The 25,076-nt window shown below is 70.3% G+C and carries 31 protein-coding genes and 1 pseudogene; 19 read left to right on the forward strand and 13 right to left on the reverse strand.

Going from position 1 to position 25,076, the window contains the following annotated elements; translation table 11 throughout:
- Positions 1-158: 158 nt before the first annotated feature.
- Positions 159-341 (reverse strand): hypothetical protein, encoded by a 183-nt coding sequence (locus tag IPZ69_RS39790; RefSeq protein ID WP_235459618.1) that lies wholly within the window; start codon positions 339-341, stop codon positions 159-161.
- Between the two features lie 354 nt (positions 342-695).
- Here IPZ69_RS39790 and IPZ69_RS39795 point away from each other — a divergent pair, with 354 nt between their 5' ends.
- Together IPZ69_RS39795 and IPZ69_RS39800 are read left to right on the forward strand one after the other, a co-directional pair.
- Entirely contained in the window at positions 696-1,154 is a 459-nt protein-coding gene (locus IPZ69_RS39795; protein WP_235459619.1) for a phage terminase small subunit, read from the forward strand.
- A gap of 121 nt (positions 1,155-1,275) precedes the next feature.
- A complete protein-coding gene (locus IPZ69_RS39800) occupies positions 1,276-1,830 on the forward strand; it encodes a hypothetical protein (protein ID WP_235459620.1) in 555 nt (184 codons plus the stop codon).
- A 433-nt stretch (positions 1,831-2,263) separates the two neighbouring features.
- Here IPZ69_RS39800 and IPZ69_RS39805 read toward each other — a convergent pair whose 3' ends face one another.
- Complete coding sequence (locus IPZ69_RS39805) at positions 2,264-3,391, reverse strand: hypothetical protein (protein WP_235459621.1); 1,128 nt, start codon at positions 3,389-3,391, stop codon at positions 2,264-2,266.
- Positions 3,392-3,397: 6 nt separating this feature from the next.
- Here IPZ69_RS39805 and IPZ69_RS39810 point away from each other — a divergent pair, with 6 nt between their 5' ends.
- The 6 genes from IPZ69_RS39810 (at position 3,398) to IPZ69_RS39830 (ending at position 6,361) form a co-directional block, all read left to right on the forward strand.
- Positions 3,398-3,619, forward strand: coding sequence for a hypothetical protein (locus IPZ69_RS39810; RefSeq protein WP_235459622.1), 222 nt, complete (start codon positions 3,398-3,400; stop codon positions 3,617-3,619).
- A gap of 209 nt (positions 3,620-3,828) precedes the next feature.
- Positions 3,829-4,098, forward strand: coding sequence for a DUF6233 domain-containing protein (locus tag IPZ69_RS47995; RefSeq protein WP_374295456.1), 270 nt, complete (start codon positions 3,829-3,831; stop codon positions 4,096-4,098).
- 106 nt (positions 4,099-4,204) lie between these two features.
- The gene (locus IPZ69_RS39815) at positions 4,205-4,447 is read left to right on the forward strand and encodes a hypothetical protein (RefSeq protein ID WP_235459645.1); all 243 of its coding nucleotides are present in this window, start codon (positions 4,205-4,207) and stop codon (positions 4,445-4,447) included.
- Positions 4,419-4,943, forward strand: coding sequence for a DUF6879 family protein (locus IPZ69_RS39820; RefSeq protein WP_235459623.1), 525 nt, complete (start codon positions 4,419-4,421; stop codon positions 4,941-4,943). The genes IPZ69_RS39815 and IPZ69_RS39820 overlap by 29 nt, the downstream gene beginning before the upstream one ends.
- A 13-nt stretch (positions 4,944-4,956) precedes the next feature.
- Complete coding sequence (locus IPZ69_RS39825; RefSeq protein WP_235459624.1) at positions 4,957-5,808, forward strand: helix-turn-helix domain-containing protein; 852 nt, start codon at positions 4,957-4,959, stop codon at positions 5,806-5,808.
- Positions 5,809-6,109: 301 nt separating this feature from the next.
- Positions 6,110-6,361 carry a hypothetical protein gene (locus tag IPZ69_RS39830; RefSeq protein WP_235459625.1) on the forward strand — a complete coding sequence of 84 codons (252 nt, stop codon included), beginning with the start codon at positions 6,110-6,112 and terminating at the stop codon, positions 6,359-6,361.
- 240 nt (positions 6,362-6,601) lie between these two features.
- On the opposite strand, the gene IPZ69_RS39835 is transcribed toward IPZ69_RS39830, so the two are convergent.
- Positions 6,602-6,820 carry a hypothetical protein gene (locus IPZ69_RS39835; RefSeq protein WP_235459626.1) on the reverse strand — a complete coding sequence of 73 codons (219 nt, stop codon included), beginning with the start codon at positions 6,818-6,820 and terminating at the stop codon, positions 6,602-6,604.
- 209 nt (positions 6,821-7,029) lie between these two features.
- Positions 7,030-7,260, reverse strand: a pseudogene (locus IPZ69_RS39840) (oxidoreductase); the annotation flags it as partial.
- 145 nt (positions 7,261-7,405) lie between these two features.
- On the opposite strand from IPZ69_RS39840, the gene IPZ69_RS39845 reads away from it, so the two are divergent.
- Positions 7,406-7,762, forward strand: coding sequence for an ArsR/SmtB family transcription factor (locus IPZ69_RS39845; RefSeq protein WP_235459627.1), 357 nt, complete (start codon positions 7,406-7,408; stop codon positions 7,760-7,762).
- On the opposite strand, the gene IPZ69_RS39850 is transcribed toward IPZ69_RS39845, so the two are convergent.
- Positions 7,700-9,070, reverse strand: a complete 1,371-nt coding sequence (locus IPZ69_RS39850; RefSeq protein ID WP_235459628.1) for a nucleobase:cation symporter-2 family protein — start codon at positions 9,068-9,070, stop codon at positions 7,700-7,702. The genes IPZ69_RS39845 and IPZ69_RS39850 overlap by 63 nt on opposite strands.
- 8 nt (positions 9,071-9,078) lie before the next feature.
- Positions 9,079-10,497 carry an FAD-dependent oxidoreductase gene (locus IPZ69_RS39855; RefSeq protein WP_235459629.1) on the reverse strand — a complete coding sequence of 473 codons (1,419 nt, stop codon included), beginning with the start codon at positions 10,495-10,497 and terminating at the stop codon, positions 9,079-9,081.
- 198 nt (positions 10,498-10,695) lie between these two features.
- Here IPZ69_RS39855 and IPZ69_RS39860 point away from each other — a divergent pair, with 198 nt between their 5' ends.
- Complete coding sequence (locus IPZ69_RS39860) at positions 10,696-11,178, forward strand: DUF6214 family protein (protein ID WP_235459646.1); 483 nt, start codon at positions 10,696-10,698, stop codon at positions 11,176-11,178.
- Positions 11,179-11,205: 27 nt separating this feature from the next.
- On the opposite strand, the gene IPZ69_RS39865 is transcribed toward IPZ69_RS39860, so the two are convergent.
- Positions 11,206-11,868, reverse strand: coding sequence for a TetR/AcrR family transcriptional regulator (locus IPZ69_RS39865; protein ID WP_235459630.1), 663 nt, complete (start codon positions 11,866-11,868; stop codon positions 11,206-11,208).
- Positions 11,869-12,108: 240 nt separating this feature from the next.
- Between IPZ69_RS39865 and IPZ69_RS39870 the strand changes: the two genes are divergently transcribed.
- A complete protein-coding gene (locus IPZ69_RS39870; protein ID WP_235459631.1) occupies positions 12,109-12,222 on the forward strand; it encodes a DUF2630 family protein in 114 nt (37 codons plus the stop codon).
- 13 nt (positions 12,223-12,235) lie between these two features.
- Here the strand turns inward: IPZ69_RS39870 and IPZ69_RS39875 are convergent, their stop codons facing one another.
- The 3 genes from IPZ69_RS39875 to IPZ69_RS39885 form a co-directional block, all read right to left on the reverse strand.
- Complete coding sequence (locus tag IPZ69_RS39875) at positions 12,236-12,925, reverse strand: HAD family hydrolase (RefSeq protein ID WP_235459632.1); 690 nt, start codon at positions 12,923-12,925, stop codon at positions 12,236-12,238.
- A gap of 42 nt (positions 12,926-12,967) precedes the next feature.
- Positions 12,968-13,903: a M56 family metallopeptidase gene (locus IPZ69_RS39880; protein WP_235459633.1), complete on the reverse strand. Its 936-nt coding sequence runs from the start codon at positions 13,901-13,903 to the stop codon at positions 12,968-12,970.
- A 99-nt stretch (positions 13,904-14,002) separates the two neighbouring features.
- Positions 14,003-14,554 carry a DUF5134 domain-containing protein gene (locus IPZ69_RS39885; RefSeq protein ID WP_235459634.1) on the reverse strand — a complete coding sequence of 184 codons (552 nt, stop codon included), beginning with the start codon at positions 14,552-14,554 and terminating at the stop codon, positions 14,003-14,005.
- A gap of 175 nt (positions 14,555-14,729) precedes the next feature.
- On the opposite strand from IPZ69_RS39885, the gene IPZ69_RS39890 reads away from it, so the two are divergent.
- Positions 14,730-16,415 carry an FUSC family protein gene (locus IPZ69_RS39890; RefSeq protein ID WP_374295467.1) on the forward strand — a complete coding sequence of 562 codons (1,686 nt, stop codon included), beginning with the start codon at positions 14,730-14,732 and terminating at the stop codon, positions 16,413-16,415.
- Positions 16,412-16,960 carry a MarR family winged helix-turn-helix transcriptional regulator gene (locus IPZ69_RS39895; protein ID WP_235459636.1) on the forward strand — a complete coding sequence of 183 codons (549 nt, stop codon included), beginning with the start codon at positions 16,412-16,414 and terminating at the stop codon, positions 16,958-16,960. The genes IPZ69_RS39890 and IPZ69_RS39895 overlap by 4 nt, the downstream gene beginning before the upstream one ends.
- 28 nt (positions 16,961-16,988) lie before the next feature.
- On the opposite strand, the gene IPZ69_RS39900 is transcribed toward IPZ69_RS39895, so the two are convergent.
- Entirely contained in the window at positions 16,989-17,753 is a 765-nt protein-coding gene (locus tag IPZ69_RS39900; protein ID WP_235459637.1) for a VOC family protein, read from the reverse strand.
- Positions 17,754-17,920: 167 nt separating this feature from the next.
- On the opposite strand from IPZ69_RS39900, the gene IPZ69_RS39905 reads away from it, so the two are divergent.
- On the forward strand, positions 17,921-18,826 hold the full coding sequence (locus IPZ69_RS39905; RefSeq protein WP_235459638.1) for a GNAT family N-acetyltransferase: 906 nt from the start codon (positions 17,921-17,923) through the stop codon (positions 18,824-18,826).
- A gap of 27 nt (positions 18,827-18,853) precedes the next feature.
- Here IPZ69_RS39905 and IPZ69_RS39910 read toward each other — a convergent pair whose 3' ends face one another.
- Positions 18,854-19,246 carry a VOC family protein gene (locus IPZ69_RS39910; protein WP_235459639.1) on the reverse strand — a complete coding sequence of 131 codons (393 nt, stop codon included), beginning with the start codon at positions 19,244-19,246 and terminating at the stop codon, positions 18,854-18,856.
- Positions 19,247-19,318: 72 nt separating this feature from the next.
- Between IPZ69_RS39910 and IPZ69_RS39915 the strand changes: the two genes are divergently transcribed.
- Positions 19,319-19,858, forward strand: coding sequence for a GNAT family N-acetyltransferase (locus tag IPZ69_RS39915; protein WP_235459640.1), 540 nt, complete (start codon positions 19,319-19,321; stop codon positions 19,856-19,858).
- A 43-nt stretch (positions 19,859-19,901) separates the two neighbouring features.
- Here the strand turns inward: IPZ69_RS39915 and IPZ69_RS39920 are convergent, their stop codons facing one another.
- Positions 19,902-20,585, reverse strand: coding sequence for a glycerophosphodiester phosphodiesterase (locus tag IPZ69_RS39920; protein WP_235459641.1), 684 nt, complete (start codon positions 20,583-20,585; stop codon positions 19,902-19,904).
- Between the two features lie 412 nt (positions 20,586-20,997).
- Here IPZ69_RS39920 and IPZ69_RS39925 point away from each other — a divergent pair, with 412 nt between their 5' ends.
- From IPZ69_RS39925 to IPZ69_RS39940, 4 genes are all read left to right on the forward strand, one after another.
- On the forward strand, positions 20,998-22,395 hold the full coding sequence (locus IPZ69_RS39925; RefSeq protein WP_235459642.1) for a DUF6421 family protein: 1,398 nt from the start codon (positions 20,998-21,000) through the stop codon (positions 22,393-22,395).
- 38 nt (positions 22,396-22,433) lie between these two features.
- Positions 22,434-23,195, forward strand: a complete 762-nt coding sequence (locus IPZ69_RS39930; RefSeq protein WP_235459647.1) for an SDR family NAD(P)-dependent oxidoreductase — start codon at positions 22,434-22,436, stop codon at positions 23,193-23,195.
- The gene (locus IPZ69_RS39935; RefSeq protein ID WP_235459643.1) at positions 23,192-24,262 is read left to right on the forward strand and encodes a threonine aldolase family protein; all 1,071 of its coding nucleotides are present in this window, start codon (positions 23,192-23,194) and stop codon (positions 24,260-24,262) included. Before IPZ69_RS39930 ends, IPZ69_RS39935 begins: the two co-directional genes overlap by 4 nt.
- Before the next feature lie 81 nt (positions 24,263-24,343).
- Complete coding sequence (locus IPZ69_RS39940; protein WP_235459644.1) at positions 24,344-24,937, forward strand: transglutaminase domain-containing protein; 594 nt, start codon at positions 24,344-24,346, stop codon at positions 24,935-24,937.
- Positions 24,938-25,076 lie beyond the last annotated feature (139 nt).

Here is a 25,076-nt window from a genome sequence, read left to right on the forward strand (position 1 = left end):
ACTGTTGACCTCGCAACGGACTGTTGGGTAAGGAGGGAGGCCGCAGGGCCGGACAAGGCCCCGCCCCGAAAGCCCCGCCGACGCACGCCCTGGAGCCGGCCGATACATCGCAATGACGGGGCGCCGACATGGCAACGCCCCGTCAGTACTCGCGGATGTCAGCGACGTTGCTTGTCGGCTGACCGGGGCACCATGACTTCCAGTTTCTGGGGACCCTTGATCTCGTCTCGCAGCTTGCGCACGGCACGTACCGCCGTCGTCGCCTCGCGGCACACGGCGGGAACCTTCCTCAGTGCTGCGACGAGGATCCAGGCAAGGGCTCCGATGAATGCCACGGCCATGGCAGCCCACCCATAGAGTTCCATCCGGACCGTCGAACCTCTCGCTAGTTGGAGTGGTCAGTCCGGCTGTCGTAGGCAGGCTCGGTCTGACCAATGAACATTCCTTGGTCAAAACCGATTCCCTGCCCGACGACTCAGAGTCTCGTGGGTGCGTGGCTAGCGCGACTTAGCCGTCTCCTCGTGAAGTACTCGTACGAAGTCTCCACCCCTGCCTCAGTCGTCGATCTGAGCGGGGTGCTCCCGGGGCAGACCGGCTTTGCGCCGGTCCGCCGCACAGGGACATAACGCATTCAGAGTAGCCGGATGAGCACACACGGTCAACGCCCGGCAGAGAGCCAACTGAAGGGAGGTCTCATGGCAGGCCGAGGACCCGCCCCAAAGGACCCAACGAAACGCCGCCGGCGCAACACGAGTGAGCCGGAGACGGTCATCGTCCCTGACGACGAGCTCCGCGGGCCGGAGCTGCCGGTGGGTGTTCTCGGCGACGAGGACGGCGTCCCTGTCGAGTGGCACGCCATGACACAGCTCTGGTGGGACGGTTGGCGGAAGTCGCCGATGGCGCAGACCTTCGGCGAGACTGACTGGCTCTTCCTGATCGACACCGCCCTCATGCACCACGCGATGTGGGCAAAGGGTCGGTGGGAGTTCGCCTCTGAGGTCCGCCTCCGCGCCGCCAAGTTCGGCGCTACGCCGGAGGACAGAGCACGCCTGAAGCTCAAGGTCGACGAGCCCGCGAACGCCCGCCAGACGCCCGCACAGCGTCCCGACGGGGTGACCGACATCAACTCTCGTCGGGCTCGCCTGACCGGATAGGAGACCGATGCCGCGCGCTATTGTGCGCGCCCCCGGTCACGACCGCTCCCGCTCTCTTGGGTGGCTCGCGGTCGCATGGATGGAGTACTTCGTCGTGCGCGGCCCTGGAGACGTCCAGGGCATGCCAGTACGACACGGTGACGAATACACCGGCTTCGTCGTCGACTGCTACGGCCTCGACGAGGACGCCGGCCGTCGCTTCTACGACTCCGCGTTCTTCTCCCGCCCGAAGGGCTGCGACAAGTCGGGACTAGGCGCCCGCCTGGCGCTCTTCGAGGCACTGGGACCCGCCCGCTTCGACGGGTGGGCCGAAGGCGGGGAGGTCTTCCGCGACCCGTGGGGACTGGGCTTCGAGTACGTCTACGAGCCCGGCGAACCCATGGGCCGTCCCGTGTCCGTTCCGTACATCCGGATCATGGCCACGGAAGAGGGCCAGACCGGAAACGTCTACGACACCGTCTACTTCAACTTGACCGACGAGGCGTCGCCCCCGAGACGATCCGCGGCGCTGCCAACGGCCCGAAGGCCCGACTGGCGAAGTCCAGCGGCCCAGAACCCGGGTCGGTCCGCGTCGACCTTGACGAGGTCCGCAAGCTCTACATCCTGCGCACCGTGGCGCCGTGATCTGACGTCTGCAAGGGAATCACGAGGACGAGTTACCACATGGATGAAGTAGCGAGCGCCGACGGTACGCGCAGAAAAGCGTAAGTCGGCCCTTCGGGGGAGGTGTTCTACCGGGGGTGTGCTACAACACTCTTTGAAGTATGTCTACTTCCAAGTGGCGTCGTAACGCCGCGTCTTCCCAGCCTGAGCGGTCCGCGGTTGATATCCGGATCGGAGGGGTCCGGCTGACGATCAAACGAGTCCCCGCCTGGTTGTTGGCTGTCGCGACGACTGTAGTCGCTTCGGCCTTCGCGTGGTGGTTTCACCGGTGACGCCACGAGCCCCCGTCGAACACATGCGCGGGGGCTTCGCCATATCCAGGGCGACATGGAGGACAGACGATGATATACCCGGCGCCTCGCAAAGCCCCCGCCCCGACGTGCCCGCTGGCGCAGGTCAGGCTTGCCTCCGTCATTGTTTTCCGTCATCTATGCCCCTAGGTGAAATTACCCATCACCCTCGTAGTTGGTTGCGAGCTCCATACACGCCACCTCCAACTCCTCCTCGGTATTGAGGACGAGGCAACAGACGGGGCACGCGAACGCCTGTGCGTGTGCGGTGGTTGGCGGCCCCTCGTCGTGTTCCCCGCAGTAGACGCCGGCGTTGCATTCTTCGACAACGCAGACGTCGTGCTCCAGGTACCCGTACATGTCTCCCCACGCGGGGCAGGCCGGGCAGGGTTCCCACCGCCACAGGTAGGTGCCGTATCCAGCAGCCTCGTACGGTTGCGGACGCCACACCACGTCACTTGACGGCTCTGAAAGGGTGAACTCCAGCTCTGACGACAGAGCATCCCGGAAGGCGCCTTCCACATTGCCAGCTACCAACGTCTTCACTGCTACCGCATCGGATGCTGACACATCACTGTCCCGGTTCCTGGGCAGGTAGCCGTACGATTTGAGCAGGTTCGCGGCGGCGCGCTGAGCCCGCATGCTGGTGGTGTGCAAGGCGGCCGAGACGACGGCACGGTGTGCGATGTTCAAGGCGTGTCGTGCAGCCTCGTCGCTGCCGAGGGCGTCACCCCACAGGGGAGTTCTGCCGATCGCATCGACGGCTGTGGCCGCTGTGCTCTTGGCGGCGTCCGTGGCGGCGCGCGCAGCCTCCTCGGCCTCGGCTTGCGCCAGGTCTTCGGCGGCTTGCTCCAGGCCGACCTTCGGGGTGGCTGGCATGGCTGCAACCTTGCTGAGATCATGGAAGGCGCGGGCGTAACCCTTCCAGAAATCAGCAGCGGGTGTGTCAAGCTCCTTACGAACAGCCTCAGCTACCTGGAGGGCCGTTGACACTACATGCTCAGTGGTGGCCGGGTTGTGGTGGGCCAGGTGAGCGATGCCATTGCGGGCCTCCATCACTGGCGTGAACGCATCGAGCGTGACAGGCATGCGGCCCTGCATCACGACCTCCGCATCCTTGAACGCCTCGGCCATGCCGATCGTTCGAGCTTGCTCCAGCGGCTTGACTCCCTTCTCTCCCGCGAAGCCAAGTGCGTGGAAACGCAGCGCCCGGTCCCCATGAGCTGAGATCAACAGTGGGTCGTGGTGGCACAGGATCGCCTTCAGGCAGAACTCGGAGCCCATGCCGGCATGCAGGACTGCGAAGAGACGGTTCCCGCCCCGCCAGGAGTCGAGGGCGGATCGCATCATCTGCGCAGCCAGGTCTGTGAATCGCTCGGCGTTCAACTGGTCGTATCCCTCTCCGATTTGGTAACCATCACTACCTATCCGCTGATGATGCCGAAGACACTGGCATGGAAGCAGGAGCGGGAGATGACCTTCTCCAAAGCCAGCGGTGGGCGAACCCGTTGATTGGCTAAGTGGCTCTGCGAATGGCCAGTGATCGCTGCGAGTCACAGGGCTTTCGCATGCCTGAAGCTTCACAATGGAACGCGTGAACGAATTACCTTCGGATCCCGCGCGCCTCCGGATGATCCTGCGTCACTTGGAGGAACGCTCGCTGAGAACAAGACGGTTCGCATCTGCCTCGACCGTCAGCGAAACAAGGTTCTCGCTGCCCTGTGAGCTGCGGAGGGGACGGCACCCGTCGTCGAACCCTCGTCCGGAGCCTCGCCAGGTGGACAGGGGAAGGCAGCCGACCGGCTTCAAGCAGGGCACGGACGCCAGTCGACCTCGTCGCCGCCTCCGTCCACCTCGACGACTGCAAGATGGCTGGGGACCTTGCCCGACCGCTGTCCTCCGCAGAAGCCCGCATGGCACTCGTTGACGAGCAGCTCGAAGCGTGCGGCTTCTGTTGCCCTGACATGGAGGTGGGCATCGACATCGGCTAGATCCGGCCAACGCTGCGCGTGCGGCACGGGCGCCCTTGACGCTGGCGCTCACCCGGCGTGATGGTGCGTAGAACATTGCGCAATCCGCGTGACGGAGGGGATCACCATGGCTCTACGATCATTCGGGAAGGACCCCGAGACGAACGGCGACCACTGCCCTACGGTGTGGCTCGACGAGGAGAAGCAGGAGTTCGTGTTCCAGGGATGGAAGGCGGACGAGGCTCTCCAGGCGCAGTGCCTTGCGACGGGACCCATTCCAGACACGGAGGCGGTCGTCAGGCTGCCCGCCAGGATGGTGCAGCAGATCAGGGAGGCGTGCGATGTCGCAGACGGTTCCGCCGTTCGCTGAGCTGCTCGCCGCCTGCCAGCGGTCCGCGGTCCACCTGGAGACCCGTGACGTGTACGGAGTCGTCGAGGAAGACGAGGACTTCGCAGCCTGGCGCGACGGACGAATGTACGACCTCGACGACCGCCCGTCGTGGTGGAACAACTTCCACGACTCCGTAGCCGACGCCGTGGCGCGCGGAGTCGTCATGCGCCGCGCCCGTGTCGTCTCGGAGCCCGTGAGCGAGTACATCCGATACGAGCACTCGTGCACGCCGCAGAACCTCGCGGCCGGCGAAGACGTCCGGTGGCTCCCGCGGCGCCTGGCGTCGGATCTGCTTCTCCCGGGCAACGATGTGTGGATCTTCGATGACCGGCTCATCCGCTTCAGCCTGTTCGCTGGCGACGGGCGCTTCACCGGAGACGTCATGGAGGACGCACCGGACGTCGTGAAGCGCCACGCCGAAGCCTTCGAGGCCGTGTGGCAGCGCGCTGTGCCGCACGCGGACTTCAGGATCTGAGCGTCGCCCACTCATGCAATCCCCCTACCCGTCAGCCGCCCTCGACGAGGCTCGCCGCACCATTGCGGAGAGGCTCCGCGAGATCCGCCGTGACGCTGGGCTGACGGGTAGGGAGGTAGCCGAACGCGCCGGGTGGCAGCCGTCGAAGGTGTCGCGCCTTCAGAGCGCCACGACGCCTCCGTCAGACGACGACATTCGTGCGTGGTGCCGTGCCTGCGGGGCGGAGAATCAGATCCCGGATCTACTGGCGGCGAACCGGACGGCCGACTCCATGTACCTGGAGTGGCGCCGTGTGCAGCGCTCAGGGCTGCGACGGTTGCAGGAGTCTCGCGTTCCGCTGTACGAGCGAACGGAGACCTTTCGCGTCTACAGCTCCACTGTGATCCCCGGTTTCGTCCAGACGCACGAGTACGCCGCTGCACTGCTCGGCAACATTGCGCGTGTGCACGGGACGCCGGACGACGTCGAGGACGCAGCAGTCGCGCGGGTGGAGCGCTCGCACATCATCCGTGAGGGTCGGCACCGGTTCGCTTTCCTCCTGGAGGAAAGCGTCCTCCGCCACGTCGTCGGAGAGCCTGCCGTCATGGCGGGACAGTTGGGCTACCTCCTGTCTGTGATGGCACTGCCGGCCGTCTCCGTCGGCATCATCCCTGCCGGGCGTCAGCGGCCCATGTGGACGCTGGAGACGTTCACGATGTTCGACGAGGAGCGCGTTTCAGTGGAGCTGCTGACGGCAGCGATCACTGTGACGGCGCCCGGTGAGCTCGCCATGTACGCGCACGCCTTCGAGGAAATGGCCTCTCTGGCAGTCGTGGGAGCGGACGCGCGGGGCCTTATCTCGTCCGCCATTGATGCTCTGGGCTGAAGATGCATAGAACCTCGTAGAACTCCGTCTCGACGCCCGCCTACGGTAAATGCATAAACAGCCGTGGTGGAGGTGCAGTAATGGCGCTGACGACAACGCAGAGGTCCCCTGACAGTACGGCGGGGACGGGCCTCCCTGACCCCCCACAGCCTGCGCCCAATTGCGACGTCTGCGGCGCGCTGATCCAGCAATGGCGTCAGGCGACTGAGGTCGGTAGCCCCGCATACGACCTGTCGCACGCTGTGGATCTAGCAATTGAGATCCGTCGGCATCCGCACAACTGGAAGAAGGGGCGGACGACGTGACGGCGCGGGACCCGTACCCACTGGTGGCTTCCTGGGACGAGCTGAAGGAGTTACCGGAAGGCTCGTTCGTCGAATGCGCGCGGTGTACCGAGCACCTGTTCGTGCGCGGTGACTCCGACCCGCATGCGTGGGCGTCGGAGCACACGAAGAAGACGATCGGGCACGACCGTTTCCGAATCGTCGCCATGACCAACTTCCGCGTCGCCGTGGAGGATCCCCTGGCGCCCGTCGTGACGCCGGCCCCCTAGACCCGCGGACGGCGCCTGTGCGTCGACCGTGGAGGGCGCGGCGGGGGTTGGCGGTTGATGTGAGGTCGGCCGATTCCCCAACCCCCCGTTAGCGTCCGGAGCCCCCTCCGCTTCCCCCGAGGTGGAGGGGGCTTTCCCATGCCGTCGACATACGCAGCTAGCCCCATGCTCGCGAGGGAGCGCCCCGCAACGCGTGGCTGCGGGGCGCCGATCCACTTTCACAACGGGCCCTAGTGGGGTTTAGTCGACCGTCTGCCCGTCGTACTTACCGCCCCTGCAGGTCGGGAGCACGGGCGTCGACCGATCGATCGTTCCGCCGCCGTCCGTGCACTCACCCGGGGTGACGCTGGCCGGGGTGACGCTGCCGGCGGTGGCGGTGGCGGTGGCGGCGCCTGTGAGGCCGAGTCCGGCGAGGGCTGCCGTGGCGATGCCGGCGGCGAGGATTCGTCGAATGCGCATTCGGGTTCCCTTTCGCGGATTGCCTTGGTTGGGGCACTGACCAGCTTGATCTTCACCCATATGGGTGGCGCGTTGGGTTACTCCATTCGGGTGACGCCTGCCGAGAGTGGGTCACTGGCGACGCAGGGACGGATACCGGTGCCGCAACCCGCCGGAGAGGCCCTGAGGGCCGTGCTTACGCAGGTACCGAGATACTTGCTTCAGTTGGCGCCCAGGTCGTACGGCGAGATCCGGCCCTCCGGCGAGACGGCGCTGGCCTCGACGACGATCAGGCCGGTGCCGCCGGCCGCGCGTGCCGCGTAGTGGGCGAAGTGCCAGTCCTGCGGGACACCCGCGAGCGGACCTTCCGGAGCGGCCGAGTACTGGCACATCGGGGGCATCCAGACCCGGTTCGGGATGGTCACTTCACGCAGGGTGTAGGGCTCGAAGAGCGCACTCACGGCCGACTCCATTCGTCACGGGACCGGTGGTCACTCGTACGATAGTCATCGTAGTACGGCGTGTGTCAAACTACGAGAGGTCTCGTACCATGGAGGTCCGGGACGAACGGGGTCAGGACGAGTCCAGGACGCAAAGGAGCCCGCCGTGACCAGCACTGCCGCGACCAGTCGCGACCTTCCGCACCCCGTGCGCGACGAGATCCGCCTGGAGGCCGTGCTGCACGCGCTCTCCGAACCGCTGCGGCTGCAGATCGTGCGCGAACTCTGTGCCGAGGCCGACGAACTCGCCTGCTCGTACTTCGACCTGCCGGTCACCAAGTCCACGACCACGCACCACTTCCGGGTGCTGCGCGAGAGCGGGGTCATCCGGCAGGTCTACCGGGGCACGGCCAAGATGAACGCCGTGCGCCGGGACGACCTGGACGAGCTGTTCCCGGGACTACTGGACAGCCTCCTCGCCGCCGCCGACCGGCAGGCCGCCCGACTCGGCGCGGGCGGCTGAACCGGCCCTCGCCGGACGGTGGTTGAACAGCAGGTTCAGGACGATCGCCGTCAGGGCGCCCGCACTGATGCCGCTGTTCATCACCGTCTGGAACCAGTCCGGGAACTTCGCGTAGACCGTGGGCACGCCCACCGGCAGCATGCCGACGGCCACCGACACGGCCACCACCGTCAGGTTGTGATTGCCCGTGAAGTCGACCCGGGCCAGCGTCCGCAGCCCGCTCGCCGCGACCGTCCCGAACATCACCAGGCCCGCGCCGCCGAGGACCGGTGCCGGGATCGCCGCGACCACCGCGCCCAGCTTGGGCAGCAGGCCCAGCAGCACCAGGATGCCGCCGGCCGCCGCCACGACCCAGCGGCTGCGCACCCGGGTCATGCCGACCAGGCCCACGTTCTGCGCGTACGCCGTGTACGGGAAGGTGTTGAAGACACCGCCGAGGATCGTGGACAGACCGTCGGCGCGCAGCCCGTCGGCCAGCGAACGCGGCTCGACCTTCCGCCCGGTCAGCTCGCCCACCGCGATCAGGTCACCGGTCGTCTCGGTCATCGTCACCAGGGCCACCACCAGCATGGAGACGATCGCGGACGCCTCGAACGTCGGCGTCCCGAAGTGGAACGGCGTGCTGATCCCCACCCAGTCGGCGTCCCCGACCCCGCCGAAGTCCGTGAAACCGAGGGGGACGGCCGTCGCCAGCCCCACCGCGATGCCGCTGAGCACCGCGACCCGGCTCAGGAAAGGCGGCGCGAACCGCTGCACGCCGATCACCACGGCGAGCACGAAGGCCGCGAGCGCGAGGTTCCTCGGCTCGCCGAAGTCCTTCGCGCCGACGCCGCCCGCGGCCCAGTTGCCCGCGACCGGCAGTAGCGACAGGCCGATGATCAGGATCACCGTGCCGGTGACCAGGGGCGGGAAGAAGCGCAGCAGTCTGCCGAAGACCGGAGCGAGCAGCATGATCGCGAGTCCCGCGACGATCACGGAACCGTAGATCGCGGGCAGTCCGCCGCCGGACGTGCCGATCAGCACCATCGGCGTCACGGCGGCGAACGTACAGCCCTGCATGATGGGCAGCCGCACGCCGAACCGCCAGAAGCCGACGCACTGGATGAGGGTCGCGATACCGCACACCAGCAGATCGGCGGTGATCAGATACGCCAGGTCGGCGGGGGACAGCTTCAGCGCGTCGCCCACGATCAACGGAACCGCGACGGCGCCCGCGTACATCGCGAGGACGTGCTGCAGGCCAAAGGCGGTCAACTGCCGTACGGGCGGGACCTCGTCGACGGGATGGACGGGTGCGGTCGAAGCCATGGGCGCCGCTACGAGGGCGACGAGGACGTCGAGGGCTCCGCGGGCCGGGTGGCCTGCGGGGGCGGCGCGGTGTGCGAGGGCGGCGTGAGCGCCGTGCCTGCCGCCGTCAGCAGCGAGTCCCAGTCGGCCAGTTTGACCGTGCTCCGCCCGAGCCGGGCCCCGAGTTCCGCCTCGGCCCGCTCGATGGCCTGCCAGCCCGCCCACTCGACCGGGTCGATCCCCTCGGCCCGGAATGCCGCGACGGGATCCGACGGCACGTCCTTCGTGACGAGGACGGGCGCGTCCGCCAGCAGGGACAGCGCCGTCTCCTTGGCGCACGGACGGTTGGTGCCGATGACACCCGTCGGGCCCCGCTTGATCCACCCGGCCACGTACTCGCCCGGTGAGGCGACGGGGCCGCGCATGACACGCCCCTCGGTATTGGGCACGGTCCCGCTCGCGGCGTCGAACGGCAGCCCCTCCAGCGGCACCCCGCGATACCCCACCGAGCGCAGCACCAACTGCGCCCGTACCTCCTCGAACTGCCCGGTTCCGGTCACACCGCCCTGCCCGTCCGGCACCGTCCGCTCGAAGCGCACCGCGCCCACCCGTCCGCCGTCGGCCAGCAGTTCGACCGGGCGCAGGAAGAAGCGCAGCCGGATCCGGCGCGCCGCGTCCCCGGGCGGCCGCTCGGCCCAGCCGCGCAGCACCTCCACGTTGCGCCGCTGCGCGGCGGGCAGCCCGGAGGGATCGGCGTAGGCCGGGTCCAGCGCCAACTCCGCCGGATCCACCACGACCTCGGTGTCGGGCAGACTGCCCAGCTCGCGCAGCTCCTTCGTGGTGAAGCGCGCCTGCGAGGGGCCGCGCCGGCCCACCATGTGGACCTCGGACACGTGGCTCGCCGCCAGCGTGGTCAGGGCCCCCTGCGGCATATCGGTCGGGCTCAGCTCCGCCGTGCCGCGCGCCAGGATCCGCGAGACGTCCACCGCGACATTGCCGACGCCGATGACCACGGCCGACCGGGCGCCCCGGACGAAACCGGCATCGGCGGAGTCCGGATGCGCGCTGTACCAGGACACGAACTCGGTCGCCGACCAGCTGCCCGGCAGATTCTCGCCGGGAATGCCCAGGTGCCGGTCGGTGGCGGCGCCCACGCAGTACACGACCGCGTGGTACAGCTCCCGGAGTCGCTCGACCGGCAGCCCGCCGGGGCCGCCGATCCGGACGCCGCCGAGGAAGCGCACCCGCTCGTGCTCCAGCACCGTCCGCAGGTTGCCCTGCAGTGACTTGATCTTTTCGTGGTCGGGGGCCACTCCGTACCGCACCAGGCCGTACGGGCACGGCAGCCGGTCCAGGACGTCCACGAGCACGTCGGGATCCTGCTGGACCAGAGTCTGGGCGGTGTAGCACCCGCTCGGCCCGGATCCGACAACGGCGACACGCAGCACGGCGGGACTCCTTCCCCGGAGACCGGAGGAGATCGCTGGTGGCTCCAGCATCGCACCGCTGGGGCTCGGCTGACAGGGTGCAGGCGGGTGACGGGGACGTGTGTCCGTTCTTATCGGGTGTGATCATGAGGTTACGTTGCGTGTGTGCTCGAAGCATCCTTTCTTGGTCTCTCCGACCGCCACGCGGAGGACGGCACGGTGTCCGTGTGGCCCGCGTGGGAGGTGCGGGAGCGCGAGGGTGCCACGTCCTGGTTCCACGTGCGGCTGGCCTTCGACGACGGGGCCCAGGTCGACGCGCTGGCCGTGTTGTGCGGGGAACAGGTGTCCATCGAGGACGTCAGGGCCGAGCCCGCGCTCTCCCTGGACGACCTGACGGCGCTCGCCGACTGGATCGAGGGCCCGCTGTTCGAGGCGTGCGGCAGGGTGGACGCCGCCTGTGCGACCGGCGAGGGTGGCGAAGCCGCGGAGTTCCTCGCGTCGAGCCGCGCTCGTCCGGCCTGGCCGCGCGGCGTCGAGGGGCGCCGGCGCGTCGCGCTGGAGTACCGCGCCGCCCAGGAGGCCGGCGTCGACCCGGTCCTCGCGGTGATGTGCGCGACCGGGCACAGCCGCCGCAGGTCGCTCCGGCTGATCGCACAGGCCCGCGACGCCGGCTTCCTGACCCCGCGTCACGCCCGGCCCTGAGTCGCCGGACGGGTTGCCGCGCCTGGGCTACTTTGGCCGGTCGTCCGTCGCGAAGAACCGCGACAGGTCCTTCTCGCACGTCCCGGCGGACGGCTCGGTCCCGGGCGGCATGCCGAGCTCCCAGTCGAGCCCGTACCGCTTGAACAGTTCGGCCCGCAGCACCGGGACCGGCATCGGCACACCCGGCACCAGCGCCGCGAACACGGCCCCCATGAGCAGGGCGCGCAGCATCGGGTAGTCGGCCGCGACGTCCCGCGAGCCGCACCGGCCGACGGTGTCGCTCAGCAGCTCCGACAGGCGCCGCTGCTCCGGGCACTGCACGAAACCCTCGGCCTGCAGCAGCCCGGCCATGTGCTGCCGCATCAGTACGGGCCGGTCGCGGGCCAGCCCCAGGATCGCGTCGATCGCCCGGGCCAGCCGTTCCCGGCCGTCCTCGGTGCGCGGCTCGCGCTCCAGCGCCTCCTCCAGCGTGCGGTGCATCAGCCGGTGCACGGCGGACTGCACCAGCTGGCGCTTGCCGGGAAAGTAGTACGACACCAGTCCGCGGGCCGAACCCGCTCGATCCGCGATATTGCCCAAGGTCGTGGCCTCGAACCCGTGCTCCCCGACCAGTTCGACCGCGGCTTGCAGCAGCCGCTCCCGGGAACGGCGGCGCAACTCTTCATTGACCGAGGCGCTGCGCGGGGACATGCTGTAACTCCTGCGTTGACTGGCTGCCAGCCAACTATACTCAACGCGCCAGGCCCGGCTCTTCGCGCGGGCCCGCTCAGGGCTGCCGTCCGTCTGGGGCGACACGGGGGATCGTCTCAGACGGGCGGCCACTTCTGTCTCACGCCGGCCGCCCCGTCCCCGCAGTGGGAGGACGGGGCCGAGCCGAGGAGGCGTGCGGACAGGGAACAGGACCAGCGGATCCTGGCCAGAATCACCGAGATGGTCGAGGACGAGCGCATGCTGCGCGGGCGCCGCGCGAAGGAGGAGTTCGGGGCGCACCCGGACGACGCCCGGGTGCGCCCCTCGTCCCAGGTCGAGGGATACCGGGGCTGAACCGCCGGCGGGCTCAGCCGACCAGGTCCAGCACCGGCAGCAGCGCGTCCGGCCGCTCGGTCACCGGCAGGTGGTCGACGAAGTGCACCCGGCAGCCCAGCGCCACCGCACCGCCGTCGGCGGGCCGGCTGTCGCCGACCATCAGCACGTCCCGCGGATCGGCGCCGAGCGCCGCGCAGGCGGTCGCGAACAGCCGAGGGTCCGGCTTCTGGATGCCGTGCTCGTACGACAGGACGTACGTCTCCACATAGGCGTCGAGGCCGTGCTCGCGGAAGACCGGGCGCAGGTCCCACCCGATGTTGCTGACCACGCCGACGCCGATCCCGCGCTCGCGCAGCGTCCGCAGCACCTCGGTGGCATCGGGGTACGGGGACCAGGCGGCGGGGGTCATGTGCCGGTCGTACAGCGCGTCGTGCAGCCCGGGGTGGGGCAGCGGCACCTGACGGGACAGGCCCGTGTAGGCGGCCCGGTGCAGTTCGGCGCTCTGGTCGCGAACCGCCCACGCCTCGGTCAGCTCCGCCGGCACCTCGACCGGGAACGCCCCGCCCGGCAGCGCTCCCACCGCGTCCAACGCCCGTGCCGCCTCGGCCAGTTCCGGTTCCGGGAGGGTGAGGGCGGCGTCCGTGAGCGCGGCGCGCAGCCAGGACTCGGTGGACTCGGCGCGGAAGAGGGTTCCGGAGAAGTCGAAGAGCACGGCAGTCATGCACTCGACTGTACCGGCGTGGTTGTACACCGCGGGGTTCGGCTAGCCGAGGGTCCGGAGTCCCGGTACGAGGGTGATCAGGACCGGGATCACCGGGACCAGCGCGGCCGCCGCCGTCAGGCGCAGGCGGTGCAGGGCCGTGAGGCGGTCCGGGGGAGTGAGGAGCCGGTGCACGCGCTGCGGGACGTGCGCGCTCGGTGTGGGGCAGGGGCCGAACACGCCCCGGTCCTCGTTGAGTTCCACCAGTGCGAGCGCGGTCGTCAGCCGGCCGAAGCGGCGGGAGGCCATGTCGTCGGCGGCCAACTCCACCAGCCGGTGCATCTCGTCGCGGAACGCGGCGAACACCGGCACCTGCGGGAACCCGCCCGCCAGCGCCGCCGAGCAGTGCAGCAGCCAGTCATGCCGGGCCTGCGCGTGCCCCTGCTCATGTGCGAGGAGGGCGTCCAGCTGCCGTCCCTTCAGACGGCGCAACGCGGCCGTGGTGATGACGAGTTGCGGTGTCGCGCCGGGCAGCCACCAGGCGTCCGGTCGCTCGCCCTCCAGCACCACGAGCCGCCCGCCCACCGGCTCCTCGCCCGGCAACAGCGGCGCCCGCACCTTGAGTTCGGACCGCCGGTGACGCCGCCGCGACCGCGCCCGTACGACCTCACGGACCAGCATCGCCGCGCTCCACAGCCCGCCGCAGGCGAGCGCCACCGCCGTCGTCGCCGCCCAGGGACCGGTCGCGCCGAGGGCGTACGCGTCGACGACCGCGCGCGGAGCCGGGCCGAACACATGCCCGCGCACCGCCTGCCAGGCGGCCGCCGCGCTGAGCGTCATCGACAGCGCGCAGCACAGCAGCACGGCCGCTACCACGCACTGCCACACCCACAGCGCGACCACCGGTTCACGGTCCGGCCAGTCGGCCCGGGCGAGCAGCCGGGGAGCGGCGACGGCGGTCAGGGCGCCGAGCAGCAGCAGTGCCACGGGGACCATCATGGTCAGCACCCTATGATCGGCGCCCCGTCCCGGGGTACGGTCCGCCGCGGCAAAGTGACGCAGGCAACGCCTGTCGTCCCGTGGATGCGAGCTCCGGGGTCACAGGGCCAGCAGCATCGCCACCATGCCGATGCCCATCGACAGCCGGCACGCCCGCGCGAGTTCGGGGCGGTCCCCCCAGCCGACCACGGCACCGGTCACGCCCTTGGTCACCGCGGGGACGAGGCGGACGCCCGACAGCAGCACATAGCCGGTGAAGTACAGCAGCAGGGCGCCTGTCACCAGGGGGATTCCGGCGCCGCCGGACGCGTGGTGTGCGGCGGCGGGTGTCGTCGCCATCACGACCGCCATGTAGACCATCGCCGCCGTGCCCACCAGGTGGTGCAGATGGTGCCGGCTGCCGCGCGCGGCCCACAGGGCGCGCAGCCCGGCCGCCCCGAACACCGCCGCGTACAGCGGCCACGTCCACGACGGCGGCGTGATCACGGCCGTGGGCACGGCCATCGCGGCCATGCCGAAGCCCATCAGCGCCTCGCCGCCCGCGGCGCGCCGCTGCTCCTCGACCCTGCTGCGCATGCGCAGCAGACAGTAGGCGCCGGTCGCCACGCACAGCGCGACCAGCAGCCAGCCGGGCGAAGCCGGTCCGTGCACGCGTGCCTCCCCGCTCCCGCTCGCCGTCCCGTCGTGGATGAGATGCCCGGGACACGCGGCGCGCACGCGAGCGCAAGGGAGTACACGGGGAGCATGCGGTGGAGCACAGCAGGTGAGGAGCCTGGCGCTCGTCCCGTCGAGGAAATGCTTTACAGGTAAAACACATGCTAAATTGATGGGTGTGAGCCGTGCGATCCCCCACCGTCTGCCCCTGGCCGGAGTGCTGCGTCTCGGCCGGCCCTCCGACATCTGGTTCAAGCCCGCGCTGAGCGCGGTCGCCGCGGCCGCCCCGCCCAACCTGACGCTCCTGGCGCTCGGCCGGCTCGATCTGGCCATGTACACGATGGCCGGATCGCTGTGCGCGCTCTACGCCCACGACCGCCCGTACGCCGCCCGGGCGCGCGCCCTGGCCGGGGTGGTGCTCGGCATGGTCGGCGGTCTCGCCGTGGCCCTGGTCGCCGCGTCGCTCACCTGCGACGCCGTCGTCCTCGTCACCGTCGGCGCCCTCCTGGCCGCCGCGCAGAAGGCGCTGTGCGACCAGGCCCGCATCGGCCCGCCCGGCAACGTCGTCCTCACCTTCATCAGCTCCGCCTCGCTGTTCGCCCCGCAGACCCTCGGCCAGGTCCCCGACCATGTCGGACTGGCCCTGACGGCTGGTGGCTGGGCCTGGCTGGTCGGCATGGCGCCCGGACTCGTCCGCCCGCACGGCCCCGAGCGGCGCGCCACGGCCCGGGCCCTGCACGCCGCCGCCGCGTACGCCGCCACCTCCGGCAACGGGGACGGCCACACCCGGGCCCGGGCCTCCGCGGCCGGCGCCGTACAGGACGCCTGGCGGTCGCTGCTCGCCACCGGCGCCCGCACCGACCCGACCCGCCGCGCCCTCGAACACCTCGTCGTCCGCGCCGAGGCCGCCCTCGCCGCACCCGCCGACACCGACCCCGAGCCGCTGCGTGACTTGGCCCGTGACCTGCGCGGCACCGGACCCGTCCCGCGGACCGGTGTCCCGACGCCGGCCGCTGCCGCCGAACTCCTGGGCGTGAACGCCGAACTCGCCTCCCCAGCCCGCAGGTTGTGGCGCCGGCCGGCCACGCTCACCCCGATCGCCGCCCGCACCGCCCTCGGCTGCGCGCTCGCCGGATACGCCTCCCTCGCGCTCGGCGTCGGCCGCCCCTACTGGGCCCTGGTCACCGCGGCCTCCCTCTACCAGGCCAACGTCACCCTCACCTGGAGCCGGGGCGTCCAGCGCGTCGTCGGCAACCTCCTCGGCGTCCTCGTCTTCGCCGCCGTCGCCCCGCTCGCCCACCTCCACCCGGCGGCGCTCGTGCTGTGCTGCCTCGCCTTCAACTTCGGCGCCGAGGCGCTGATCGGCCGCAACTACTGGCTCGGCAGCGTCTGCGTCACCCCGATGGCGCTGCTCATCACCGAGTTCGCCCGCACCCAGGACCCCGCCGAGCTGGTCACCGAGCGGGTCGCCGACACCCTCCTCGGCGCCCTGGCCGGCTTCGTCGCGGCCGTGGCCGTCACCAACAGGCGGGCCGGCGACCGCGTCGAGCAGGCGCTGACCGCCGCCGAGCGGGCCCGGGAGAGCGCCGCCCGCCTGCTCGCGGAGCCACGGCCCGAGCCAGGCGCACTGGAGGCGGCCCGCCGCGCGCTCACCGCCGCGCTGGCCGAACTGCGCGCCACGGCGGACGCCGCGTCCGGCGAGTGGTGGCAACGCGCACTGCCCCAGGAGCGGGTCGTGCTCGCCGAGCGGTCCGGACACCGTACGCTCGCCGCGACGGTACGACGCCAGGGACTGCACTTCCAGGCCGGTACGCGGGCGACGCAGACGACAGCGACAACGGAGGACGGACGGCCATGACGGCGAGCAACGGACGACCGGCGGCCGCTGAGGACACGGCAGGACGTGACACCGTGGCCGCGGTCGTCCGGCAGTGGCAGGCCGTCCATCCCGAACTGGACACCGGACCCATGGAGGTCATCGGCCGCATCAACCGCTGCGCCGCCCTCCTGCAGCAGGCCGAGGACGCCCCGCTGCGCCGGGCCGGCCTGAGCCGCCCCGAGTTCGACCTGCTCGGGGCGCTGCGCCGCACCGGCCACGAACTCACCCCGAGCGAGCTGACCAGAGAGACCTATTCCTCGGGGGCCGCCGTCACCAAGCGCCTCAAGGTGCTGACCGAGCGCGGACTGGTCGAGCGCCGCGGCGACACCCGGGACCGTCGCGTCGCCCACGTCCGCCTCACCGACGCCGGCCGCGAGCTCGTCGACGGCATCCTGCCCGAGCAACTCGCCTACGAGACCGCCGTGTTGTCCGTCATCGCCCCCGAGGGCCGCGGCGAACTGGCGGGCCTGCTGGCCGACTTGCTCGGCCGACTGGAGAGCCGGACGGCCGGGCTGCGGGGCTGAACGCGGCCGCGTGCACGGGCGCGCGCGGTCAGCCCTCGTCGCCCGCCCGGTGCACTCCGAAGGTCGCGCCCTGCGGATCGCGCAGCACCGCGATGCGCGGGCCGTCCGGCACCGTCGCGGGCTCCACGACGACCTGGCCGCCGGCCCCGACGGCCACCTGCGCCGTCGCGTCCACGTCCTCCACCGCGAAGTACGGCATCCAGTGCGGCGGCACCTCCGGCGGGAACCGGTCGCCCATGTCCGCCATCCCGCCGAAGTCCTCGCCGCCGAGACCCCACTGCGTGTACCACTCCGAGGCGTTGACACTCCATCCGAAGACCGTCGTGTAGAAGTCCCTGGCCCGGTCGGTCTCCCGGGTCGCCAGTTCCACCCAGCCCAGCGAGCCCGGCGCGTTGAACAGCCCGGCCCCAGGGAAGGCCCGCGCCTGCCACAACTGGAACGCCGCGCCCGTCGGATCGAAGGCCACCGCGAAGCGGCCCGCGTCGAACACGTCCATCGGCCCGAGGACGATCGTGCCGCCGGCCTCCTCGACCTTCCGCGCCGCCGCGTCCGCGTCCGGCACCGCGAACGACACGTTCCACGCGACCGGTTGGGACTCCTGGTACAGCGGGCTGAGCGCGGCGACCGCCGCGTCCCCGAGGCGCGCCATCGTGTAACCGCCCGCCTCCTCACGCGGATCCGTCTCCGGACGCCAGCCGAACAGGTCCGTGTAGAACCGCTTGGCGCCCTCCAGATCACTGGTGCCCAGTTCGGCCCAGCAAGGTCCGCCGGGCACCGGCTTGTCGAACGTCATGGCACTCCCTCGGTCGGGCTCCGACCCCTCCACTTCACGCTAGTCCCACCCACTGACAGCGGCTATCGGGAAACCCCTCGCCCGGAACACCGCCATGGACGTACGCTCGCTCCCGTACCGCAACGCATGGCGGCCCTCCCCGAACGGTTTCCGACCGGAGGTCACGCATGCCCGAGGTACGCCCCTTCCACCGCGACGACCGCGATCAGCTGACCGACCTGGTCAACGCCCATGTCGCCGCCGTCGTCCCCGGTGTCTCCGTCTCCGTGAACACGGTGCTCAGCAGCCTGGAGCGGCAGCCGGACGAGATCGTCACCGACCCCTGGGTGAGCGAGCGCGGCACGCTCGTCGCCGTGGAGCACGGGCACGTGGTCGCCGCGGCCCATCTGCTGCGCTACGGAGCCGACGCCGAGGTCGGCGCCTCCTACCGGGACGCGGGCGAGGTGGGGTGGTTCGTGTGGCATCCGCCGGCCTCCTTCCGGCCCGACACCGAGCGGGCCGCCGACCTGCTGATGGCCGCCTGCCTGGCCCGGCTCGCCCGCTGGGACGTCCGGGTCCGCCGGGCCTCCGGCGATGTGCCCGCCCCCGCCGTCTACGGCCTGCCCCGCCCCTGGCCGCACGTCCGGGCGGTCTACGAACGCGCCGGGTTCCGGCACACCGGGGACACCGAGGTGATCCTCATCGCGCGGGTGGCGGACCTGCCCCGGCCACCGGCGCGGCCCGGTGTCACCGTCGAGCGGACGGTGGGGGAGTGCGGCACCCGTTTCACGGCGTACGAGGAGGGTCGCGCCCTCGGATTCATCGAGGTCGACACGTCCCTGACCCGCCCCGAGCGCCTGGCCCGGAGCGCGGGACTGGCCGACATCGGGAACCTCCGCATCGAGCCGGGGCGCCGGGGAGAGGGGGTGGCACACCGGCTCCTGGCCGATGCGGCCGACTGGCTCCGGCTGTGCGGGGTGGACCGCCTCCTGGCGTACGAGGATGCGGACGACCGTGCCTCGATCGACCGTCTGCTCGCCGCGGGCTTCACCGAGCTGACGCGCACGGACCGGGGCTGGGAGCACCGCCCTTGACGACGCTCCTGATCCGAACGAAGGACCCTAGATCCCCGGCCGGTACCGCAGCGGGTGGTCCGCCGGGATCTCCACCAGTACGATCCGCGTCCCGTCCGGATCGGCGATCCACATCTCGACCAGACCCCAGGGCTCCTCGACCGGAGGTCGCAGGATCTCCACGCCCTTTGCCAGCAGTTCCTCGTGGGCGGCGGTCACGTCCGCGACCTGGAGCCACAGCCGTACGTCGGGTGAGGAAGGGGTGTCCGAGCGGCCGGAGAGCTCCAGGAAGCCGCCGCCGAGGAAGTAGACGGTGCCGCGCTCCGGGCCCGTGCCGAACTCGCGGTAGACGGCGAGGCCCAGTCGGTCGCCGTAGAAGACCCGGGAGCGCTCGGGGTCGCTCGGCCGCAGAAGTGTCCGGCTGCTGAGTACGTGCACCATGCACCCGGAGCCTAGTGGCAGGGTTACTCTCGTCCCTGCCGTGCCGCGCCACTGAATCGGAGACCCATCCCCATGGACACCGCCGCCACCGGAGAGATTTTCCGTGACGCCACCGACGCCGACGTGGACGCGCTCGTCGCGCTGATCGAGTCGGCGTACCGGGGCGACGCCAGCCGGGTCGGATGGACCACGGAGGCGGACATCCTGGAGGGCCGGCGGACCGACCCGGAGGGCGTGCTCCAGGTCATCAAGTCGCCCGACAGCAAGCTGCTGACGGTGGAGCGTGAGGGCCGGATCGTCGCCTGCTGCCAGCTCGAACACCGTGGTGACCACGCCTACTTCGGCATGTTCGCGGTCAGCCCCGTGCTGCAGGGCGCGGGCCTGGGCAAGGTGGTGATCGCACAGGCCGAGCGGCTGGCCCGCGCGAGCTGGGGCGTCACCGAGATGCACATGACGGTGATCTCCGTACGCGACGACCTGATCGCCTGGTACGAGCGCCGCGGCTACCGCCGTACGGGACGGATGACGCCCTTCCCGTACGGCGACGAGCGCTTCGGCATTCCGCAGCGCACCGACCTGCAGTTCGAGCTGCTGGTCAAGGAACTCGCCTGACCGTAGCCCCTGTCCGGTCGGCACGCCGTGGAGCCGCCGGTCCTCACGCCGTGAAGCGGCCGGTGCGCTTGATCTCCGGGTAGTCCGTCGTCGCGCCGTCCAGTTGCAGGGCCCGGACGAGCCGCAGGTGGTCCTGTGTGTTCACCACCCAGCCGATGATCCGCAGGTCCGCCTTGCGGGCCTGCTCCACGACCTCCAGGGTGATCCGGCGGATGTTCAGGCACAGGGTCGTGGCCCCCACCGCGGTGGCGCGGTCCACGACGTCGGTGCCGTAGCGGCTGGCGACGAGCGCGGTGCGGACGCCGGGCACCAGGCGGGCGATCTCGGCGATCGCCTCGTCGTGGAACGAGGACACCTCCACCCGCGAGACCAGATCCCGGGCGAGCATCACCTCGGCCAGCGCCCGGGCCGCCGCCACGTCCTTGATCTCGGCCTGCAGCGGCGCCTGCACGGCGTCCAGGACCTCCTCGAAGACCGGCACGCGCTCACCCCGGCCCGCGTCCAGGGCGCGCAGTTCGGCGAGGGTCTTCTCGGCGATCGGGCCGGCGCCGTCGGTCGTGCGGTCCACCTCCGCGTCGTGCATGACGACGAGCACGCCGTCCTTGCTCAGGTGGAGATCCAGTTCGATGAGGTCGAGGCCGGCCTGCTGGGCGGCGACGAAGGAACGGAGGGTGTTCTCGGGCTCGACGCCCATGACTCCGCGGTGACCGATGGTAAGGAAGTTCAAGATTCAACTCGCTTCCGTCGACGGCGGCTCGGCGTACGCGCGGAGCGGACGGACCACGTCCGCGCGGCAGAGTCGCAGCCTAATCGCCTGGTCTGCGGTTGAACCCGTGCGTACACACGGGATTGGGGTGAAGGCCGCCGGGTAGCCGCCCCGAGCGCGCTCGACGATCACCCTGGCGTGGGCGAGTCTCCCGGAGATTGACCGGCTGGATCCGTACGGTCCCCCGCGCTCCGCCCCGGCGCCTCGACCGGCGCTGGTGTCACGGTGGAAGTGAGCGCCGTCACGGTGTCTCGCAGGAAAAAGAGCGGTGACCATGGGGGGTCGGCAGAATAATTTTCGGATCAGTCTCTTGCTGGAAGAATGGCCGTATGCGTACAGTCCTACCGCTAGCTTCTCGCGTGGAGGATGGGTCATGACGGAAATTCTTGTGCAGGTGGGTCCGGAGGGACAGGTTCCTCCCGTCAGCAGGGTGATCGAGCACCCCGCATGGCCCGTGCTCAAGGATGCGGTGGAGCAGATCCGGCCATGGCAGTCCAAGGGCGGTTCGATCGACTTCGAGGCCGAGGGCGCCCCGGACCGGGCCGACGCCGAGCTGGCGGTGCGCCGGGTCGTCGACGCCGTCGAGGAGCTCTCCCCGCTGCTCCCGCACGACGCCGACTACCACGAGGCCCTCGTCAAGGACCTCCGTCGCTGGGCCGACGGCGGCTTCGAGATGCCCGACTTCCTCGACTCGCTGCTGGCCTTCCAGCCCGCCGAGGGTCGCGCGGACGGTCTCCAGCACCTGGTCGTCTTCCCCATGTACACGCAGAACGGCAACCCGGACCGCAACCTGGAGGCGGTCGTCCTGCGCATGGTCTGGCCCGAGTGGCTGGCCGAGCTGGAGCGCACCCAGTACGACAACCCGCTGTTCTGCGGCATCAAGTTCGAGGACTTCACCGCGGGCTACGACACCAACTCGGCCGTCCTCTTCCCCGAGACCATAGCCGTCCGTGAGGCGCCGGAACGTTTCACCTGGGGTGGCATCTTCTGCGACCGCGAGGCCGCCCGCTTCCGCCGTGTCACCGACGCCGCCGTGGACATCCTGGGCCTGGAGCTGCCCGAGGACATCGCCGCGATGGTCCACGACCAGAAGCGCTGCGAAGAGGCCTTCGTGCTGTGGGACATGGTCCACGACCGCACCCACAGCCACGGCGACCTGCCGTTCGACCCGTTCATGATCAAGCAGCGTCAGCCGTTCTGGATGTACGGCCTGGAGGAGCTGCGCTGCGACCTCACCGCCTTCAAGGAGGCCGTGAAGCTGCAGGCCGACGGCGTCCCGCAGGCCCGCGACGTGCAGTACGCGGTGCTCTTCGACCGCATGTTCCGCTTCCCGCTCACCGGCGACCGCAACCGCAACTACGACGGCCTCGGCGGTCAGCTGCTCTTCGCCTACCTGCACAAGCACGACGTCGTCCGCTGGATCGACAACAAGCTCACCATCGACTGGGAGCGTGCCCCGCAGGTCACCAACCAGCTGTGCGGCGAGATCGAGAAGCTGTACCGGGACGGCATCGACCGCCCGAAGCTGGTGCACTGGTTCGCCGGCTACGAGCTCGTCTCGACCTACCTCGCCCCGCACCCGGGCTCCAAGTGGGCCAAGGGTCCCGACGCCCTGGACCTCACCCTGCCGCCGCGCAAGCTTGTGGATGACGTGCTTCCGGACGAGTTTCCGCTGAGCATGTTCTTTGAGGCACTGTCCAAGAAGCTGAAGAATGTGATCGCCTCGACCAAGGGCATCACGGCGGACAGCGCCGAGCAGGTCGCCGCGTGAGCGACCGCACCGAGAACGTCGCTCAGCAGGAGGCGAAGATGGGGAACGGGAACGGGCCACTGAGCGGAAAGGTGATCGCGGTGGCCGGCGCGGGCGGACCCGCCGGCCGGGCGGCGCTGCTGCGGCTGGCCGAGGCGGGGGCGACCGTCGTCGGCGCCGACAACGATCCGGAGCGCCTCTCGGAGGCCGTGGACGCGGCCCGCTACGCGTCCGGCGGCGCCAGGGTCATCGGGGACACGGTCGACCTGCTCGACCTGCAGTCCACCCGTGACTGGGCCGCCCACATCGAGAAGGACTTCGGCCGTGTCGACGGCCTGGTCCACCTCGTCGGCGGCTGGCGCGGCAGCGAGACCTTCACGAAGACCAGCCTCGACGACTGGGACTTCCTGGAGCTGCTGCTGGTCAAGACCGTGCAGCACACCTCCCTGGCCTTCCACGAGGCGCTCCAGCGCAGCGACCGGGGCCGGTACGTCCTGATCAGCGCGGCCGGCGCGAGCAGGCCGACCGCGGGCAACGCCGCGTACTCCGCCGCCAAGGCCGCGGCCGAGGCGTGGACGCTGGCCATGGCGGACTTCTTCCGCAAGGCGGGGCTCTCCGAGGGCGCCGAGGGGGCCACGTCCGCGGCTACGATCCTGGTGGTGAAGGCGTTGGTGCACGACGCGATGCGCGCCGAGCGCCCCAACGCGAAGTTCGCGGGCTTCACGGACGTCAAGGACCTGGCCGAGGCCATCACCGAGGTCTGGGAGAAGCCCGCCGCCGAAGTGAACGGAAACCGTCTGTGGCTGACCGAGAAGCCGTGAACCCTCCCAGGACCGACGCGCGTCGCCATCACGACGCAGAGGTCCGCGGTTTCGCCAGTGACAACTACGCCGGGGTGCATCCCGAGGTGTTCGCCGCCCTGGCCCTGGCCAACGGCGGCCATCAGGTCGCCTACGGCGAGGACGACTACACGGAGAACCTCCAGCGGATCGCCCGCAGCCATTTCGGCTCCACGGCCGAGGCCTTCCCGGTCTTCAACGGCACCGGCGCCAACGTCGTCGCGCTCCAGGCGGTCACCGACCGCTGGGGCGCGGTGATCTGCGCCGAGAGCGCGCACATCAACGTCGACGAGGGCGGCGCCCCCGAGCGCATGGGCGGCCTCAAGCTGCTCACCGTGCCCACGCCCGACGGCAAGCTCACGCCGGAGCTCATCGACCGGCAGGCCTGGGGCTGGGAGGACGAGCACCGCGCGATGCCGCAGGTCGTCTCGATCACCCAGAGCACGGAGCTGGGCACGCTCTACACGCCGGACGAGATCCGCGCGATCTGCGAGCACGCCCACGCGCACGGCATGCGGGTGCACCTGGACGGCTCGCGGATAGCCAACGCGGCCGCGTCCCTGAACGTCCCGATGCGGACCTTCACCAACGCGGTCGGCGTCGACATCCTCTCGCTGGGCGGCACGAAGAACGGTGCCATGTTCGGCGAGGCGGTCGTGGTCATCAACCAGGACGCCGTGCGCCGGATGAAGCACGTGCGCAAGATGTCGATGCAGCTCGCCTCCAAGATGCGCTTCGTGTCGGTGCAACTGGAGGCCCTGCTGGCCAAGGACCTGTGGCTGCGCAACGCCCGCCACGCCAACGAGATGGCCCAGCGCCTCGCGGAGGGCGTGCGGGCGGTGCACGGGGTGGAGATCCTCTACCCGGTCCAGGCCAACGGCGTCTTCGCCCAGCTTCCGCACGACGTGAGCGAGCGGCTGCAGAAGCGGTTCCGCTTCTACTTCTGGGACGAAGGCGCGGGCGTCGTGCGCTGGATGTGCTCGTTCGACACGACCGAGGACGACGTGGACTCGTTCGTGGCGGCGCTCAAGGAGGAGATGGCCCGCTAGGGTCAGCGCGTACTGCATAGATATGCGGTCATCCGAAAAGTCATTGACCTTCGGGTGACCGTATTCCTATGCTCTGCGGGCATGCAGCCGATCCAGCACACGCCCGACCTGTCTGTCTATTTGGCCGCGGACGAAGCCGTCGACCACCACCATCCGGTGGTGCGCGAGACGGCCGCCCGGCTGGCCGAGGACGTTCCCGACTCGTATGGCTATGCGCGAGCCGCATTCGAGTTCGTGCGGGACACCATCCCGCACTCGGCGGACTCCGGCGACCCGCGGGTTACCTGGCGCGCCTCCGACGTCCTGACGCGACGCACCGGCATCTGTTACGCGAAGGCGCACGCGCTGGCCGCGCTGCTGCGCGCCGAGGACATCCCCACCGCCCTCTGTTACCAACGGCTGGCGCACGACGACGGCGCCGGTCACGCCGTGCACGGACTGATCGCGGTCCGCTTCAACGGGGCCTGGCACCGGCAGGATCCACGCGGCAACAAGCCGGGCGTCGACGCGCACTTCTCCCTCGACGGCGAGCGGCTGGCCTGGGTACCCGACCCTAAGTCCGGCGAGGTGGACTACCCGGTCCTGTACGCGGCACCCCACCCGGCCGTGCTCGCCGTCCTCAAGACCGCACCCGACCGGCCACACCTGTGGAAGACGCTCCCCACGGCACTTTGAGCCACGGCGGCCGCCTTCGCCCCGTGCGCCCCGGGGATTCACTCGGCGGCGCTGACCGTGAAATCGGCGGCCTCGCCGTCACGGCGAGCGGTCACCGTAAGGGAGTCGCGCACGCCGTCGTCCCGGGTCGGGCGGTTGC

Origin of the sequence: Streptomyces olivochromogenes (genome assembly GCF_021538895.1) — a bacterium.
Lineage (GTDB): Bacteria > Actinomycetota > Actinomycetes > Streptomycetales > Streptomycetaceae > Streptomyces > Streptomyces olivochromogenes_A.